Annotated in this window: 13 protein-coding genes; 2 read left to right on the top strand and 11 right to left on the bottom strand. The window is 67.8% G+C overall.

All coding sequences use genetic code 11. The features are described 5' to 3' along the window. Positions 1-337: 337 nt before the first annotated feature. The 4 genes from tyrS to J7I85_RS10255 form a co-directional block, all read right to left on the bottom strand. Entirely contained in the window at positions 338-1651 is a 1314-nt protein-coding gene (gene tyrS / locus J7I85_RS10270; RefSeq protein ID WP_214851166.1) for a tyrosine--tRNA ligase, read from the bottom strand. A gap of 93 nt (positions 1652-1744) precedes the next feature. Next, positions 1745-3973 carry an AAA family ATPase gene (locus tag J7I85_RS10265; RefSeq protein ID WP_214851164.1) on the bottom strand — a complete coding sequence of 743 codons (2229 nt, stop codon included), beginning with the start codon at positions 3971-3973 and terminating at the stop codon, positions 1745-1747. A 126-nt stretch (positions 3974-4099) separates the two neighbouring features. After that, positions 4100-4615, bottom strand: coding sequence for an adenine phosphoribosyltransferase (locus J7I85_RS10260; protein WP_374102456.1), 516 nt, complete (start codon positions 4613-4615; stop codon positions 4100-4102). Between the two features lie 51 nt (positions 4616-4666). Further along, the gene (locus tag J7I85_RS10255; protein ID WP_214851159.1) at positions 4667-5305 is read right to left on the bottom strand and encodes a DNA-3-methyladenine glycosylase; all 639 of its coding nucleotides are present in this window, start codon (positions 5303-5305) and stop codon (positions 4667-4669) included. A gap of 113 nt (positions 5306-5418) precedes the next feature. Between J7I85_RS10255 and J7I85_RS10250 the strand changes: the two genes are divergently transcribed. Together J7I85_RS10250 and J7I85_RS10245 are read left to right on the top strand one after the other, a co-directional pair. Further along, the gene (locus J7I85_RS10250) at positions 5419-7032 is read left to right on the top strand and encodes a DNA-3-methyladenine glycosylase 2 family protein (protein ID WP_214851158.1); all 1614 of its coding nucleotides are present in this window, start codon (positions 5419-5421) and stop codon (positions 7030-7032) included. Between the two features lie 18 nt (positions 7033-7050). Then, positions 7051-7575, top strand: coding sequence for a methylated-DNA--[protein]-cysteine S-methyltransferase (locus J7I85_RS10245; RefSeq protein ID WP_214851155.1), 525 nt, complete (start codon positions 7051-7053; stop codon positions 7573-7575). Between the two features lie 16 nt (positions 7576-7591). On the opposite strand, the gene J7I85_RS10240 is transcribed toward J7I85_RS10245, so the two are convergent. The 7 genes from J7I85_RS10240 to argB all read right to left on the bottom strand — a co-directional run bounded on the left by J7I85_RS10240 (position 7592) and on the right by argB (position 14938). Then, entirely contained in the window at positions 7592-8368 is a 777-nt protein-coding gene (locus tag J7I85_RS10240; protein ID WP_214851153.1) for a maleylpyruvate isomerase family mycothiol-dependent enzyme, read from the bottom strand. Between the two features lie 120 nt (positions 8369-8488). Then, complete coding sequence (argH, locus tag J7I85_RS10235) at positions 8489-9904, bottom strand: argininosuccinate lyase (RefSeq protein ID WP_214851151.1); 1416 nt, start codon at positions 9902-9904, stop codon at positions 8489-8491. Next, entirely contained in the window at positions 9904-11109 is a 1206-nt protein-coding gene (locus J7I85_RS10230; RefSeq protein ID WP_190605519.1) for an argininosuccinate synthase, read from the bottom strand. The genes argH and J7I85_RS10230 overlap by 1 nt, the downstream gene beginning before the upstream one ends. Before the next feature lie 60 nt (positions 11110-11169). Next, positions 11170-11700: an arginine repressor gene (locus tag J7I85_RS10225; protein ID WP_214851149.1), complete on the bottom strand. Its 531-nt coding sequence runs from the start codon at positions 11698-11700 to the stop codon at positions 11170-11172. Beyond that, entirely contained in the window at positions 11701-12696 is a 996-nt protein-coding gene (gene argF, locus J7I85_RS10220; protein WP_214851147.1) for an ornithine carbamoyltransferase, read from the bottom strand. Continuing rightward, complete coding sequence (locus J7I85_RS10215) at positions 12693-13982, bottom strand: acetylornithine transaminase (protein WP_214851140.1); 1290 nt, start codon at positions 13980-13982, stop codon at positions 12693-12695. Before J7I85_RS10215 ends, argF begins: the two co-directional genes overlap by 4 nt. After that, a complete protein-coding gene (argB, locus tag J7I85_RS10210; protein WP_214851139.1) occupies positions 13979-14938 on the bottom strand; it encodes an acetylglutamate kinase in 960 nt (319 codons plus the stop codon). The genes J7I85_RS10215 and argB overlap by 4 nt, the downstream gene beginning before the upstream one ends. Between the last annotated feature and the right edge of the window lie 11 nt (positions 14939-14949).

The raw sequence follows: 14949 nt of genomic DNA, 5'->3' as shown, positions 1-14949 counted from the left end.
AGTTCTCAAACAACAGACACATTCGAATACTTCTCGAAACGATTCCGAATCAATTTCAGGAATTCATGTTTCGCATTTCTTCGCTGCGATGTTTCTAGCTTATTTCATTCATTTTCACTTTGCAAATCCGGGTTGTTCACCCGATATTTACCTCATGGAATGAATCCGCCCAGCACTAATGGAAGCTCTTCTTCATTACATGCTTTGAAGTTGAAGAATTGCTTCTCAGTGAAGGGGGTTGTCACCGCTCAGCGGCGGCGACTCAGAAGACATTACACGCTCCCCCGCGGCCGAGCAAATCGGCTGCGGAGGAGCCTGCAATTGGCCGGTTCCGCTGCTAGGCGCCGGTCACCTGGACCGTGGCCAGGTTCTTCTTGCCGCGGCGGAGCAGCAGGTACTTGCCGTGCAGGAGCTGGGACGGGGAGATCACCGCGTCCGGGTCCGTGACCTTCGCGTTGTTGACATAGGCGCCGCCCTCGCCGACGACCCGGCGCGCCGCAGACTTGCTGTCCGACAGCCCCGAGGCAACCAGCAGATCGATGATGCCTAGCCCCGTTCCGTCCACGGAAGCTGACGGCAGTTCGGCCGTCGCCGCGGCCAGCGTCTGCTCGTCGAGCACCGACAGATCGCCGTTTCCGAACACAGCGGCGGAGGCAGCAATGACCTTTTCTGTGGCTTCGGCTCCGTGGACCAGCGCCGTCACTTCGTAGGCGAGCTTCCTCTGGCCTTCGCGGGCGAACGGGCGCTCGGCGACAGACGCCGCCACTTCCTCGATCTCGGCCCGGGTCAGGAAAGTGAACACCTTCAGCCGGTCCACAACATCCGCGTCAGCGGTGTTCAGCCAGAACTGGTAGAAGGTGTACGGGCTGACCATGGCAGAGTCCAGCCAGATGGCGTTGCCCTCGCTCTTGCCGAACTTGGTGCCGTCGGCGTTGGTGATGAGCGGAGTGCTCAGGGCATGAACCGTCTTGCCCTCAACCTTGCGGATCAGTTCGGTACCGCTTGTGAGGTTGCCCCACTGGTCCGATCCGCCGGTCTGTAGCATGCAGCCGTAATCACGGTGGAGCTGGAGGTAATCCATGCCCTGCAGGATCTGGTAGCTGAACTCCGTGTAGCTGATGCCTTCGTCGGAGCTGAGGCGTGAAGCCACGGCGTCCTTGCGCAGCATCGTTCCCACGCGGAAGTGCTTGCCGACCTCGCGGAGGAAGTCGATTGCGCTCAGCGGCGCAGTCCAGTCGAGGTTGTTGACCATCCGTGCGGCGTTGGCGCCGTCGAAGCTGAGGAAACGGCGGACCTGGGCCTGCAGGTAGCCGACCCACTCGGAAACGGTGTCCTTGGTGTTCAGGGTGCGTTCCGCCGTCGGACGCGGATCGCCGATCAGCCCGGTGGAGCCTCCCACGAGCCCCAGCGGCTTGTGGCCGGCCAGCTGAAGCCGCCTCATGAGGAGGAGCTGGACCAGGTTTCCCAGGTGAAGGCTCGGCGCGGTGGGATCGAATCCGCAGTAATAAGTGACCGGTTCCCCGGCGAGGAGCTTCTCCAGTTCCACCTCGTCGGTGGATACGTGGACAAGGCCGCGCCATTTGAGCTCCTGCCAGATGTTGGCAAAGCTGGGGTCGTTCTGCTGGGATTCGAGGTCGTTTAGTTGTGGCACGCCTTCTAAGTTAGCAGGATCAGCGGCCCCTGGACCCTCGTGAAGGGCTGGAGACAGGCCGGGCCGCGATCGGCCCGGCCTGCCCCGGAAATATTAACGCTCGATGCCCGCCGGAACGTCCGCGGCCGCGATAAGCCGAAGCCGCTGGGTGGGGCGGGTCATGGCAACGTACAGATCGCCAACCCTGCCGTGCTCGTGGTTCAGCATGGCGCTCGGTTCCAGGACCACGACGCCGTCGAACTCAAGGCCCTTGGCTTCCCGCGGGCTGATGACCACCACGTCCTGTTCGTAGCTGCCGGCACCCGTACCGAGCCGGGAGCCATACTTCGCGCGCAGCGCGGCGGTGGCCTCCCGCAGCAGGTCGCCATCGGCAATCACTGCTAGCAGGCCGCCGTCGAGCGCTTGGAGCTCCTCGGGAAGGACCTCCACGAGCCGGTCCACGAGGCCCGACCTCTCCACGCGGTCGATGATCGGCGACCAGCGGCCTTCCCGGACGGCCTTCGGGGCGGAGACCACCAGGCCGGCGGCGTTGGCCATGCGTGCCGCCGCTTCGGCGATTTGCGACGGCGTCCGGTAGTTCACCGTGAGCTCCTCCAACTGCCAGCGGTCGCCGAACATCGGTGCGAGGGCTCCCTGCCAGGACTTCGCCCCGGCTACGGAACTGGTCTGGGCGATGTCCCCGACGATGGTGAAGGACTTGAGCGGGCAGCGGCGGACCAGGAGCCGCCACTGCATGGGCGAAAGTTCCTGTGCCTCGTCGACGACGATATGTCCGAAGGCCCAGGTGCGGTCGCTGGTGGCACGCTCGGCGGCGGTGAGGCGGGCCTCTCGTTCCTCGTTCTGTTCCACGAGTTCCTCGGCGGACATCAGCACATCGACGCCCGCCGACTCCATGTTGACCAGGGTCTGCCGGGCGTTGGCCAGGGCGCGGGCCCGGTCATGCTCCTGCTGGGCGAGGCCGCGACCTGCAGCGGGATCCAGTTCACCGAGGAGCTCCGCTGCTTCGTCGAGCAGGGGGACGTCGGCCTCGGTCCAGGGCGCATCCGGAGCCCGCAGCAGGAGCTCGCGTTCCCTGGCGGTCAGACCGGGGGTGCAGGCTTCAAGGAAGGCAGGCTTGCTGAGGAGTTCGCCCACGAGCTTCTCGGGCGTCATCGGCATCCAGCACAGGTTCAGCGCGACGCGCACGTCACGGGCTGCCCGCACGTCCTCGGCGAGGTACGAGCGGTCGGCGTTGTTGCCGATGTTGCCGGCCTCGACGAGCTCGGTCAGCTGCTCGGTCAGCTCGCGGAGCAGGATCTTGACGAAAGTAACGCGGGCTTCGTTGTGCGGCTTCCCGGTGGAGCGTGCGCGTTCACGGGCGCGCCGGACCTGCCGGGGCGTGAGGGTCAGCTTGCGGCCGTCCACTTCCAGGATCCGGTTTTCGGCCGGAATGCGCTGCCGGTTGGCCACGGCATTGGCGATGACCTTGGCCATCTCCAGCCGGCCCTTGATGGCGGCAACGTCCGCCTCCTGCTCCGGCACCGCGTTGACGCCGGGCATGAGCCTGCCGAGGCTGGCCATGACCACGCCGGTTTCGCCCAGCGACGGCAGGACACGTTCGATGTATTTCATGAACGACGACGACGGGCCCACGAGCAGCACGCCGGCGGACTTGAGCCGGTCACGGTGGGTGTACAGCAGGTACGCTGCGCGGTGCAGGGCCACGGCGGTTTTTCCGGTGCCGGGGCCGCCCTGGACCACAAGGGCGCCGGAGATGGAGGACCGGATGATCCTGTCCTGCTCGGACTGGATGGTCCCCACGATGTCCGACATCCGGCCGGTGCGCTTGGAGTTCAGGGCGGCCAGCAGCGCGCCCTCCCCCTGCAGCGAGTCGGAGTCGGAAAGCATGTCCGCATCCAGGACGTCGTCCTCGATGGCCTTGACCTCGCGGCCCTGCAGGATCAGGTGCCGGCGCCGGCGCACTCCCTGCCGGTCAAACGCCGTGGCCTGGTAAAAGTGGCCGGCCTCCGGCGCGCGCCAGTCCACCATCAGCCGGACGAGGTCCTCGGTGGTGAGACCGATGCGGCCGATGTACTGCGCCTCACCGGAGTCCAGGTCCAGCCGGCCAAAGACCAGGCGGTCATCGACGGCGTCGAGCTGGGCGAGGCGGTCCTCGTACAGGGCCGCAAAGGCGTCGCGTTCGGAGACGTTCTGCATGGTGCCGATTGCTCCGGCACGGCGCACCTGGGCCAGTTGGGCGCGCTTTTCCTCGCGCAGTTCATCAAGCCGGGTGTACAGACCGGCTACATAGTCCCGTTCGTGGGCCAAATCGGCGTCGAGCATCGTTCCCCTATCGCAAAAGACAGACCGTCCATTCTATAGCCTTTTCGGCATCCGTGGCGGCTGTTGAGCAGCTTTTGGCAGGTTATCTGACGGCGCGGCTCCGTCACTCACCGACAAGGCCGCTGGTCAGAGCCGCAGCAGTGACCGCACGCGGTGCCCGGCCAGGGCGGAGCGGCCGCGCAGCTCGCCGAGTTCCATCACCACGCCCACGCCCGAGACGTGGACCCCGCAGCGTTCAAACAGGCGGGCGGCTGCCCCGAGGGTGCCGCCCGTGGCGAGGACGTCGTCGAGGATCAGCACCCGGCTGCCGCGGGCCAGGTCCGTGGTGTGAAGTTCCAGAGTGGCGTTGCCGTATTCCAGCGCGTAGTCCTCGGAGTACACCTCGCGCGGCAGCATCCCGGCCTTACGCACTGTCACCACGCCGGTGCCGGTGGCGTAGGCCGCGGCGGCGGCGAGCAGGAAGCCCCGTGCCTCGACGCCGGCCACGGCATCGAACTGCCCCCTGAACGGTTCCACGAGCGCGTCGACGACTGCCCGGAACGCGGGACCGTCGGCGAAGACGGGGGTCAGGTCCTTAAAGGTGATTCCGGGTTTGGGGTAGTCCGGAACGGTGGCGCAGAGTCCCGAAATGAGTTCGTCCACGGGACCGGGCCTGGGGGGAGGGGCTTGTTCGCTGTGGTTCACCCGTCCAGCCTACGCCCGCGGCGTGCGGGCCTTCGCCGCCTTGTAGCGGGACACGGTGGGGTCCCCTGTGAGCCAGAACCGCCATGGATAATCGTGCGTGCCGCCGTGACCGGCGACGCCGACCCGCGGCCCCGTGCTGACGTGGGCGGCGGATGCGGGCGGCAGCACCAGGCCAAACGGTGAACCCAGGGCGTCCCGCCCGCTGTCCTCAGTGGTCAGCCCGAGTGCCGTGGCCAGGCGCGCGGGTCCGCTGGCCAGGTCCTTGGCGGCTTTCGACGTCGGCCGGCGCGCGAGGGCCAATTCCCGGCCCTCGACGATTTCACCCGCACGCAGGAGGACGGCGGAGGCGTGGCCCGCCGGGCCGCAGACGATGTTGGCGCAGTAGTGCATGCCATACGTGAAGTAGACGTAAAGGTGGCCGGCCGGGCCGAACATGGGGGCGTTCCTGCGGGTGGGTCCGCGGTAGGTGTGGGAGCCGGGATCAGGGTGGAGTGAATCGACGGGTCCCATGTAGGCCTCGAGTTCTGTGATCCGTACGGCGACGGAACCATCGTCGCTGTCGTGCGTCAGGACGGCACCAAGGAGCAGCGGGGCGATTTCGCGGGCATCGCCGGACAGGAACTGCCGCACAGGGCCGCTGGTGGTCATGCCCCGACTTTACCGAAGCGCCTGTTGTCCGGGCTTGCTGCCCCGTGGAGCCGTTCCACGGCCATGTCCGATTTCCGCTAGCAGGGCCCCCTGGGGACTGGCAGGATGGAGTCATGGACTTCTGGCAGCGCTACCGCGCCATCGACGCGCGGGACACCCGTTTCGACGGGCAGTTCTATACGGCGGTGCGGACCACGGGCATTTACTGCCGGCCGTCGTGCCCGGCGAGGACGCCCAAGGCGGAGAACGTCACCTTCTATGAGACCTCCGCCGCCGCCCACGACGCCGGCTACCGCGCCTGCAAGCGCTGCCTGCCTGAGGCCGTGCCGGGCACACCGGCCTGGAACCTCCGTTCGGATATTGCCGGCCGGGCCATGCGGCTGATCAATGACGGCGTGATCAACCGCGACGGCGTTGAGGGGCTCGCCTCTCGCTTGGGCTATTCGTCCCGGCAGCTGAACCGGATCCTCAGCCATGAGCTCGGGGCCGGTCCCCTGTCCCTGGCCCGGGCCAGCAGGGCCCAGACCGCACGCACGCTGCTGGTTTCCACCACGATGAAGCTTGCGGACGTCGCCTTTGCCGCGGGCTTCAGCAGCGTCCGCCAGTTCAACGAGACCGTGGCCGAGGTGTTCGACATGACGCCGACCGCGCTGCGCAGCACCGCCCGGCACCATCCGTCAGCCGCCGCTAGCACCTCACTCACGCTGGCGCTCCCCTACCGCGAACCGTTCGACCCCGGCGTGTTCAGCTTCCTCGCCGTCCGTGCCATTCCGGGGATCGAGATCGGCACCGCAACGTCCTATGCCCGGACATTGCGGCTTCCGCACGGGGACGCGCGGTTCAGCGTGGAATACAGGGGCGTCGAATACTCCGGTACGGGGAACGGCAACGGAGAGGGCGGAACTGTAAAGTACGACGGCGGGCCCCACGGGCGCCCGCTGGTGCTCACCATCGGCGCGGTGGACCTCCGGGATCTGCCGGCCCTGCTGAGCAGGGTACGTCGGCTTTTTGACCTCGACGCCGATCCCGTCGCCATTGACGGCGCGCTCGGTGCCGATCCCCGGCTTTCGGCGTCCGTGGCGGCGGCGCCGGGGATCCGCCTGCCGGGCGCCCTGGATCCGCAGGAACTGCTCATCCGGGCGATGGTGGGGCAGCAGATCACGGTGGCCGCCGCGCGCACGGCCCTCACGCAGCTGGCCGCGGCCGGCAGTCCCAGCGCGGCCGCGGGCGACGGGCTTTCCCGGCTGTTCCCGTCGCCGGCGCAGATCGCCGAAGCCGGTGCTGAACTGCTGCGCGGCCCGCAGCGCAGGATAGAGTCGCTGCTGGCCGTTGCCACGGCGCTGGCCGAAAACAAGCTGGACCCTGGCTACGGTGACGACCTCCCCAGCCTTTCCGCCAAGCTGCTGCCGCAGCCGGGCGTCGGGCCGTGGACCGTGGGATACGTGGCCATGCGGGTCATCGGCGCGCCGGACATCTACCTCGCCAACGACGCTGCGGTACGCAACGGCCTCCGGGCGATATCCGGCGCCAGCCCGATAACCGGCGCCGGCCCAATGACCCGCACTCCGGGACCGGGCGCCGCGCCGTCGGCGGACTTCCGCGAAGTCAGCCCCTGGCGTTCGTACGCCACCATGCACCTCTGGCGCGCGGCTGCAGCTGCCCCCAAAACCGCTGTGTCCCGAACTCCCGCCGCCGGCAGGGCGCAGACAACGAAAGCGACAGTGTGAAATGAAAGTGACAGTTCAATGAAAGCCCAGCTGCTCAGCATGACAACGCCGGACGGGCCGTTCACCATCATCGCCCGCGACGGCGTGGTGCTCGCCTCGGGCTGGACGGCCGACCCACAGGAGCTGACGGGCCAGATCCATCCGCAGCTGCTGCCGGACGCCTACGAGGCAGTGGAGCATCTCGGGGCGATTTCCGCGGCCGTGGAGGCCTTCTACGCGGGCGATCCGGCTCCTGCCATGAACGTGCCCGTCCTGCAGAAATCGGGCCCGTTCCGCGCCCACGCGTGGGACGTGCTCCGCACCGTCAGCCCGGGGGCGCCGGTTACCTACACCGAATACGCTGAGCTGTCCGGGAACGCCAAGGCAGTCCGGGCCGCCGCCAGCGCCTGCGCCTTCAACGCCGCCGCGCTATTCGTACCGTGCCACCGGGTGGTCCGCACGGACGGCACGATGGGCGGCTTCCGCTGGGGGCTGCGGATCAAGGAAAGTCTGCTGGCCCGCGAAAAGCAGGGGCTCGCCGCCGGTTTATCTGTGGCACCCTGAACCACTGCACCTCCAGCTATTTCGCCGGAACCCCGGAAGGCCACGGCAGCAGTTCCGGCAGGTCCACGCCGTCGGCCGCTGCTGAAGCGCGCAGGCTGCCCAGCGACGGCTCCCGTCCGGCGAGCCAGGCGGCGATATCCGTGACCATGCCACTAATCACCGTGGAGCGGCCGCCGGCGCCGATCACCACCGGAGGCATGCCAAGCGGCTGCAGCACCAGCTTCTGCTCCTCCGGAACGCGTGCGGCCAAAAAGGTGAACAGATGCTCACAGAACGGCCTGCTCCACGTTTCCGGGCCGCGGCCGGTGTTGAGGTCGGACGCGTGGATCACAAGCTCGCGCCAGAGCGCGAAGCCGCCGTCCAGCACCACTCCCCCGCGGTAGGAAATGGGTGCGCGCCAGCCGCCGGCATCACCCGCAGCAGCGTTGCCGGCATCCCCACCGGCATCCGCATCCAACGAATCGAAAGCGCGCAGCGCCCGCTCCAGCGCTGAGTCCAGGTCTGCGCGGTGCTGGTCCAGTGCATGCCCGGCGCTCATTTCGATGGCCTTCGTGCGGCCGTCATAGCCGCCGTCGTACAGCTCTACTGTTTCGCCGCGCGCGGCGAACTCGAGCTGCCGGGCCATCGCGTTGGAGATGCCGGCGATGTGCGCCAGCACGTGCCCGCGGGTCCAGCCCGGAAGGGCCGAGGGAGCCGGGACGTCAGCCTCGGTGAGTTTCGCTGCCAGGGAGGAAACGGCGTCGGCCGCTTTGTGGAGTTCGGCGCGCAAAGTGTCAGGTGTGATCGCGGTCATGGCGCCATCCTAACCGAGCGTCATCGCCGGTTAACGCCAGCGAGATGGCACTTGACGGCAGTGTTTTCGAAAAACATTGCCGCAAAGTGCCATCTCGCGCAGAGGCGGGCGGGCGATGCCCTATCCCGCGTAGTCGCGGACGCCGGCGAGCTCGCCCTCCAGCGCGGCAAGCTGGCGTTCGACGGCGGCCGGTGCCGTGCCGCCCTGCGAGTTGCGGCTGTTGAGCGATCCTTCCGTGCTGAGGACGCTGCGGACCTCCGGGGTGAGGTGCTCCGAAATGGCGGCATACTCCTGGTCCGTCAGGTCCCACAGTTCCACGCCGCGGCTCTCGGCCTGCTTCACAGCAGCCCCGGACAGTTCGTGCGCCTCGCGGAAGGGCACGCCCTGGCGGACCAGCCACTCGGCGATGTCAGTGGCCAGCGCGAAGCCCTGCGGAGCCAGGGATTCCATCCGCTCGGCATTGAACTTGAGCGTGGCGATCATGCCGGAGACAGCCGGCAGCAGCAGCTCCAGCGTGTCGGCGGCGTCGAACACCGGCTCCTTGTCTTCCTGCAGGTCGCGGTTGTACGCGAGCGGCAGGCCCTTCAGCGTGGCCAGCAGGCCGGTGAGGTTGCCGATCAGCCGGCCGGCCTTGCCGCGGGCCAGTTCGGCCACATCCGGGTTCTTCTTCTGCGGCATGATGGACGATCCCGTGGAGTAGGAATCGTGCAGCGTGACGAAGGAGAACTCCTTGGTGGCCCAGAAGATGACTTCCTCCGAGATCCGGGACAGGTCGACGCCGATCATCGCGGCCACCCAGGCAAACTCGGCAAAGACATCGCGGGACGCGGTGCCGTCGATCGAGTTGTGGACGGCGGAGAAGAAGCCCAGGTCCGCGGCCACGGCCTCGGGGTCAAGGCCCAGCGACGAACCCGCGAGGGCACCGGAGCCGTACGGCGAGACGCCGGCTCGCTTGTCCCAGTCCTGCAGCCGCTGCACGTCGCGCAGCAGCGCCCAGGCGTGGGCCAGCAGGTGGTGGCTGAGCAGGACGGGCTGCGCGTGCTGCAGGTGCGTGCGCCCCGGCATCGCCACGCCGGGGTGGGCCTTGGCCTGCCCCACCAGCGCGTCGATGGTGGCGAGCACGCCGCGGGCAATGATCCGGGCGTGGTCACGCAGGAACATGCGGCCCAGCGTGGCCACCTGGTCGTTGCGCGAACGCCCCGCCCGAAGCTTGCCGCCCAGCTGGGTCCCGGCACGCTCGATCAGGCCGCGCTCCAGCGAACCGTGCACGTCCTCATCGGATTCCGCCGGCACATAGGCGCCCGAGGCGACGTCCGCATCCAGCTGGTCCAGGGCTGCGAGCATGCCTTCGAGTTCGGCGGCATCCAGCAGCCCGGCCTTGTGGAGCACGCGGGCGTGCGCCTTGGAACCGGCGATGTCGTAGCGCGCCAGGCGCCAGTCGAAGTGCGTCGACTTGCTCAGCGCCGCGAGGGCATCGGCGGGGCCGCCGGCGAACCGGCCGCCCCACAGCGCGCCCTCGTTTGTTGCGGACGCCATTACTTTCCTGCGACGCGGATGTCGCGGCCGGACGCAACCTTGGCGGACATGCCCCACAGCTCAATGAAGCCGCGCGCCATGGACTGGTCGAAGGTGTCGCCGGTGTCGTAGGTGGCGAGGTCGAAGTCGTACAGCGAGGTCTCGGAGCGGCGTCCGTTGACGATCGCCTGGCCGCCGTGCAGCACCATGCGGATATCGCCGGAGACGTACTTCTGGGTGTCGTCGATGAAGGCGTCCAGGGAGCGCTTCAGCGGGGAGAACCACTGGCCGTCGTAGACCAGTTCGGCCCAGCGCTGGCCGACGGTGGCCTTGAAACGGGCCTGCTCGCGCTCGATGGTGATGTCCTCGAGGTGCTTGTGCGCGGTGATCAGCGCCATGGCGCCCGGTGCTTCGTAGATTTCGCGGGACTTGATGCCCACGAGGCGGTCCTCGACGACGTCGATGCGGCCCACACCCTGGGCGCCGGCGCGGCGGTTCAGTTCCTTGATGGCCTGCAGCGGGGTGACCTTGACGCCGTCGATGGCTACCGGAACGCCGGCTTCGAAGGAGATGGTGACCTCGTCCGGGGCCGGCGGGAATTCCGGCGTGGCGGTGTAGTCGTAGATGTCCTTGGTGGGCGCGTTCCAGATGTCCTCGAGGTAGCCGGTTTCGACGGCGCGTCCCCAGACGTTCTGGTCGATCGAGTAGGGGTTCTTCTTGGTGGTCTCGATCGGCAGTCCCTTTTCCTCGGCGAAGGCGATGGCCTTATCGCGGGTCAGGGCGAGGTCGCGGACGGGCGCGATGCACTTCAGGTCGGGTCCGAGGGTCTGGATGCCCACCTCGAAGCGGACCTGGTCGTTGCCCTTGCCGGTGCAGCCGTGCGCCACCGTAGTGGCGCCGAATTCGCGGGCGGCCTTGACCAGGTGCTTGACGATCACCGGACGCGAGATGGCGGAGACCAGCGGGTAGTGGCCCTGGTAGAGGGCGTTGGCCTTCAGCGTGGGCACGCAGTATTCGTTGGCGAACTCGTCAGACGCGTCCGCCACGTAGGCCTCGACGGCGCCGCAGCCGAGGGCGCGCTGGCGGATGGTCTCCAGCGATTCGCCGCCCTGTCCGACGTCGACCGCCACGGCGATGACCTCGGCGCCGGTGGCTTCACCGATCCAGCCGATGGCTACGGAAGTATCCAGGCCACCTGAGTAGGCCAGAACAATACGCTCAGTCACGGAATATGCTCCTTAGTTGTTGTTTCTGTTTTTTGTTTGTCTTGGAAGGAAGCGGCCGGCTTACTGGCCGGCTTCCTCGGCGAGCTGCAGGAACCGGGCGGCCAATTCCGGCCCGCCCAGCGGGTCCCGGGCCACAAGCAGCACGGTGTCATCCCCGGCGATGGTGCCCAGGATCGAGGGCATCACTGAATGGTCGATGGCGAGGGCGAGGAAGTTTGCCGCGCCCGGCGGCGTCCGGAGCACCGCGATGTTGGCCGAGGCCTCCGCCGTGACCAGCAGTTCGCCGCACAGCCGTGCCAGCCTGGCATCGAGGATTTCCTGGCTGACCCCGCTCTTGGCCGCCCGCTCCCCGCCTTCACCGGGGACGGCGTACACCAGCACGCCTTCCTTGCCGCGGACGCGGACAGCACCAAGCTCCACCAGGTCACGCGACAGCGTGGCCTGGGTGACCTGTACGCCGTCGTCCGCGAGCAGCGCCGCAAGCTCGGCCTGCGAACGCACCGATTCGCCGGTCAGGATCGCGGTGATCCGCGCCTGGCGGGCCGTCTTGGTGGCCGGGCTCGCGCCGGGCGCGGGAGCGGGGACGGACAACTACGCCTGCCCTGCCAGGGGCCGCAGTCCGTCGACGACGGCCAGCCCGGACTGGTGCATGAGCCAAGCCATGAGCCCCTTCTGCGCGTGCAGGCGGTTCTCGGCCTCGTCCCACACGATGGACTGCGGGCCATCAATCACGCCGGCCGAGATTTCGTAGCCGCGGTAGGCGGGAAGGCAGTGCAGCACGACGGCGTCAGCGGCAGCCTGCGCCAGCGCAGCCTCGTCCACGGAGTATTCACGGAACAGCTTCATCCGTGCTTCCTTTTCCGCTTCCTGGCCCATGGAAACCCAGGTGTCGGTGGCCACGACGTCGGCTCCCTTGAGTGCCTCCGCCGCGTCCGTCGTGATGAGGACGGATCCGCCGGTTTCGGCAGCACGTTCCTCGGCAGCGGCCACGATGCCGGCCGCAGGCAGGTAGCCCTCGGGACCGGCGATGCGGACGTGCATGCCTGCCGTGACGCCGGCCAGGAGGTAGGAGTTCGCCATGTTGTTGGCGGCGTCACCGAGGTAGGCCATGGTGAGCCCCGTGAGTTCGCCCTTGTGCTCCTTGACGGTCAGGAGATCAGCCAGCAGTTGGCAGGGGTGGTAGTCGTCGCACAGGGCGTTGATAACCGGAACTTTAGAGTTTTCGGCCATGGCAACGAGGCCGGAGTGCGCGCCGGTGCGCCAGACGATGGTGGAAACCATGCGCTCCAGGACCTTGGCGGTGTCCTCCACCGATTCCTTGTGGCCGATCTGGGCCTCTCCCGGGTTGATGATGAGGGCATTACCGCCCATGTCCGCCACGCCGGTGGCGAAGGAGACCCGGGTCCGGGTGGAGGTCTTGTCGAAGATGACGGCGACAGTTTTGCGTCCGCTGCCTTCGGCGGCGAACGGCTGGACGCTGTACGGCGCTGCTTTCATGCGTCCCGCGAGTTCCAGGACTTCCGCCTGCTCGGCAGGGCTCAGGTCCGTGTCCTTGAGGAAGTGGCGGATGGTGCCGGTGGAAGTCACTGTGCGTCCTTTGCGGTTTGCAGGATGGCCGGAAGGGCGGCCAGGAAACGGTCTGCCTGCTCGGTGGTCAGGATGAGCGGCGGGGCCAGGCGGATGGTGCGGGGGCCGGGGCTGTTGATGATGAAGCCGGCGTCCAGGGCTGCGGTCACCGCGGCAGGGGCGACGTCGGCGTCCAGGTCGAAGCCGATCAGCAGGCCCTCGCCACGCACCTCGATGACACCATCGACGGCGGCCAGCGACTGCCGGACATGCCCACCGACAGCGCGGACGTTGTCCAGCACGTGCTGGCTTTCGATGGCGTGCAGGGTGGCAAGGGCCGCCGCGGTGGCCACCGGGTTGCCGCCGAACGTGGTGCCGTGCTGCCCTGCGGACAGCAGCGACGACGTCTGCTCGCCGAACGTGACGAGCGCACCGATCGGGAAACCGCCGCCGAGGCCCTTGGCCAGGGTGATTGCGTCCGGCACGATGCCGGCGTCCTCGCTGGCCAACCACTTGCCCGTACGGGCGATGCCGGTCTGCACCTCGTCCAGGATCAGCAGGGCACCGGCCTCCGCCGTGAACTCGCGGGCGGCCTTCAGGTAGCCGGCCGGAAGGGGCCGGACGCCTGCCTCGCCCTGGATCGGCTCCAGGAAGACGGCAGCCACGGTGTCATCGACGGCGTTGCGCAGCGCCTCGATGTCCCCGAACGGGATGTGCTCAACGCCGCCGGGCATGGGCTCGAAGGGCGCGCGGTACGCCTCTTTTGCGGTGAGTGCCAGTGCGCCCATGGTCCGGCCGTGGAATGCGCCTTCGAGCGCGATGATCCGGGTGCGGCGCTTGCCGCCGGCCTCCCCGGAGGAGGAACCCGAGTTCCGGCGGGCCAGCTTGAAGGCGGCCTCGTTGGCCTCCGTGCCGGAGTTGGTGAAGAACACCTTGGACCCGGCCGGCGCTGCACTGAGTTCCAGCAGTTTTTCGGCCAGCGCGATCTGGGTGGGGCTGGTGAAGAAGTTGGACACGTGCCCCAGGGTGGCCAGCTGGCTGGAGATCACCGAGGTCACGAACGGGTGGGCGTGGCCCAGCGCGTTGACGGCGATGCCGCCCAGGAGGTCCAGGTATTCCTTGCCGTCGGCGTCCCAGACAAGGCAGCCCGCGCCGCGGACCAGCACCCGCTGGGGCGTGCCGAACACACCCATCAGCGACGAGGAGTAGCGCGCCAGCCACTCGGAGCCTGCGTGGCCGCTGGTTTCAACCAGCTCCGTTACCGGGCTCCGTTGATCGAGCTTGTCGAGATTCTCCATGGTGTTCATGCGTTCGTCTCCTCGTCCGGGACCACCTGGGTGCCGATGCCCGCCGTCGTAAATGTTTCAAGAAGCATTGAGTGGGGCAGCCGGCCGTCCACAATGTGCGCCCGCTCCACGCCCTCGTCGATCGCCTTAAGGCAGGCGGCCATCTTGGGAATCATGCCTGATTCGAGGCTGGGTAGCATGTCCCGCAGCTCGGAGGCCGTCAGGGAGGAAATGAGCGAGGATTTGTCCGGCCAGTTGGCGTAGAGGCCTTCGACGTCGGTCAGGATGACCAGCTTGGAGGCGCCCAGCGCGGAGGCAACGGCCGCCGCTGCGGTGTCCGCGTTGACGTTCAGGACCTGGCCGGTGGGCTGGAACCGCGCGGTGCCCGTCACGCCTTCGCCGGCGTCGGTGATCTCCGGGGCGACGGTGGAGATCACGGGGATCCGGCCGGCGTCGAGAATGTCCACGATGCCGGCGGGGTCAACTCCCACCACCTCGCCCACGAGCCCGAGGTCCACCTGCTCGCCGTCAACGACGGTTCCGGTGCGGACGGCACGCAGCAGGCCGCCGTCTTCACCGGACATGCCGACGGCGTAGGGCCCGTGCGAGTTGATCAGGCCCACCAGTTCCCGGCCCACCTGGCCGGTGAGGACCATGCGCACCACATCCATGGCCTCGGGCGTGGTCACGCGCAGGCCGCCCTTGAACTCCGACTCGATGCCGAGCCGGCCCAGCATCGAGTTGATCTGCGGACCGCCGCCATGCACCACCACGGGGTGGATGCCCACGTGGTGGAGGAACACGACGTCCTCGGCGAAGGCGCGGCGCAGCTCGTCGTTGACCATGGCGTTGCCGCCGTACTTGATCACCATGGTGGTTCCGGCAAAGCGCTGGATCCACGGCAGGGCTTCGATGAGGGTGCCTGCCTTGTCTTGGGCATCACTCATGGACGTTGACTCGCGGGTCTGGGTGTTCATGCGGCTGGTTC

Source organism: Arthrobacter sp. ISL-65 (assembly GCF_018613795.1).
In the GTDB taxonomy this organism is placed as follows: domain Bacteria; phylum Actinomycetota; class Actinomycetes; order Actinomycetales; family Micrococcaceae; genus Arthrobacter.
The sequence above is the reverse complement of the archived record's forward strand: the minus strand, read 5'-3'. Positions and strand labels throughout refer to the sequence as shown.

Coding starts and splice junctions, on each gene's coding strand:
- J7I85_RS10265 (WP_214851164.1), bottom strand. CDS start 3,973: ATGCTCGACGCCGATTTGGCCCACGAACGGGACTATGTAGCCGGTCTG.
- J7I85_RS10255 (WP_214851159.1), bottom strand. CDS start 5,305: ATGACCACCAGCGGCCCTGTGCGGCAGTTCCTGTCCGGCGATGCCCGC.
- J7I85_RS10250 (WP_214851158.1), top strand. CDS start 5,419: ATGGACTTCTGGCAGCGCTACCGCGCCATCGACGCGCGGGACACCCGT.
- J7I85_RS10245 (WP_214851155.1), top strand. CDS start 7,051: ATGAAAGCCCAGCTGCTCAGCATGACAACGCCGGACGGGCCGTTCACC.
- J7I85_RS10240 (WP_214851153.1), bottom strand. CDS start 8,368: ATGACCGCGATCACACCTGACACTTTGCGCGCCGAACTCCACAAAGCG.
- argH (WP_214851151.1), bottom strand. CDS start 9,904: ATGGCGTCCGCAACAAACGAGGGCGCGCTGTGGGGCGGCCGGTTCGCC.
- J7I85_RS10215 (WP_214851140.1), bottom strand. CDS start 13,982: ATGAACACCATGGAGAATCTCGACAAGCTCGATCAACGGAGCCCGGTA.
- argB (WP_214851139.1), bottom strand. CDS start 14,938: ATGAACACCCAGACCCGCGAGTCAACGTCCATGAGTGATGCCCAAGAC.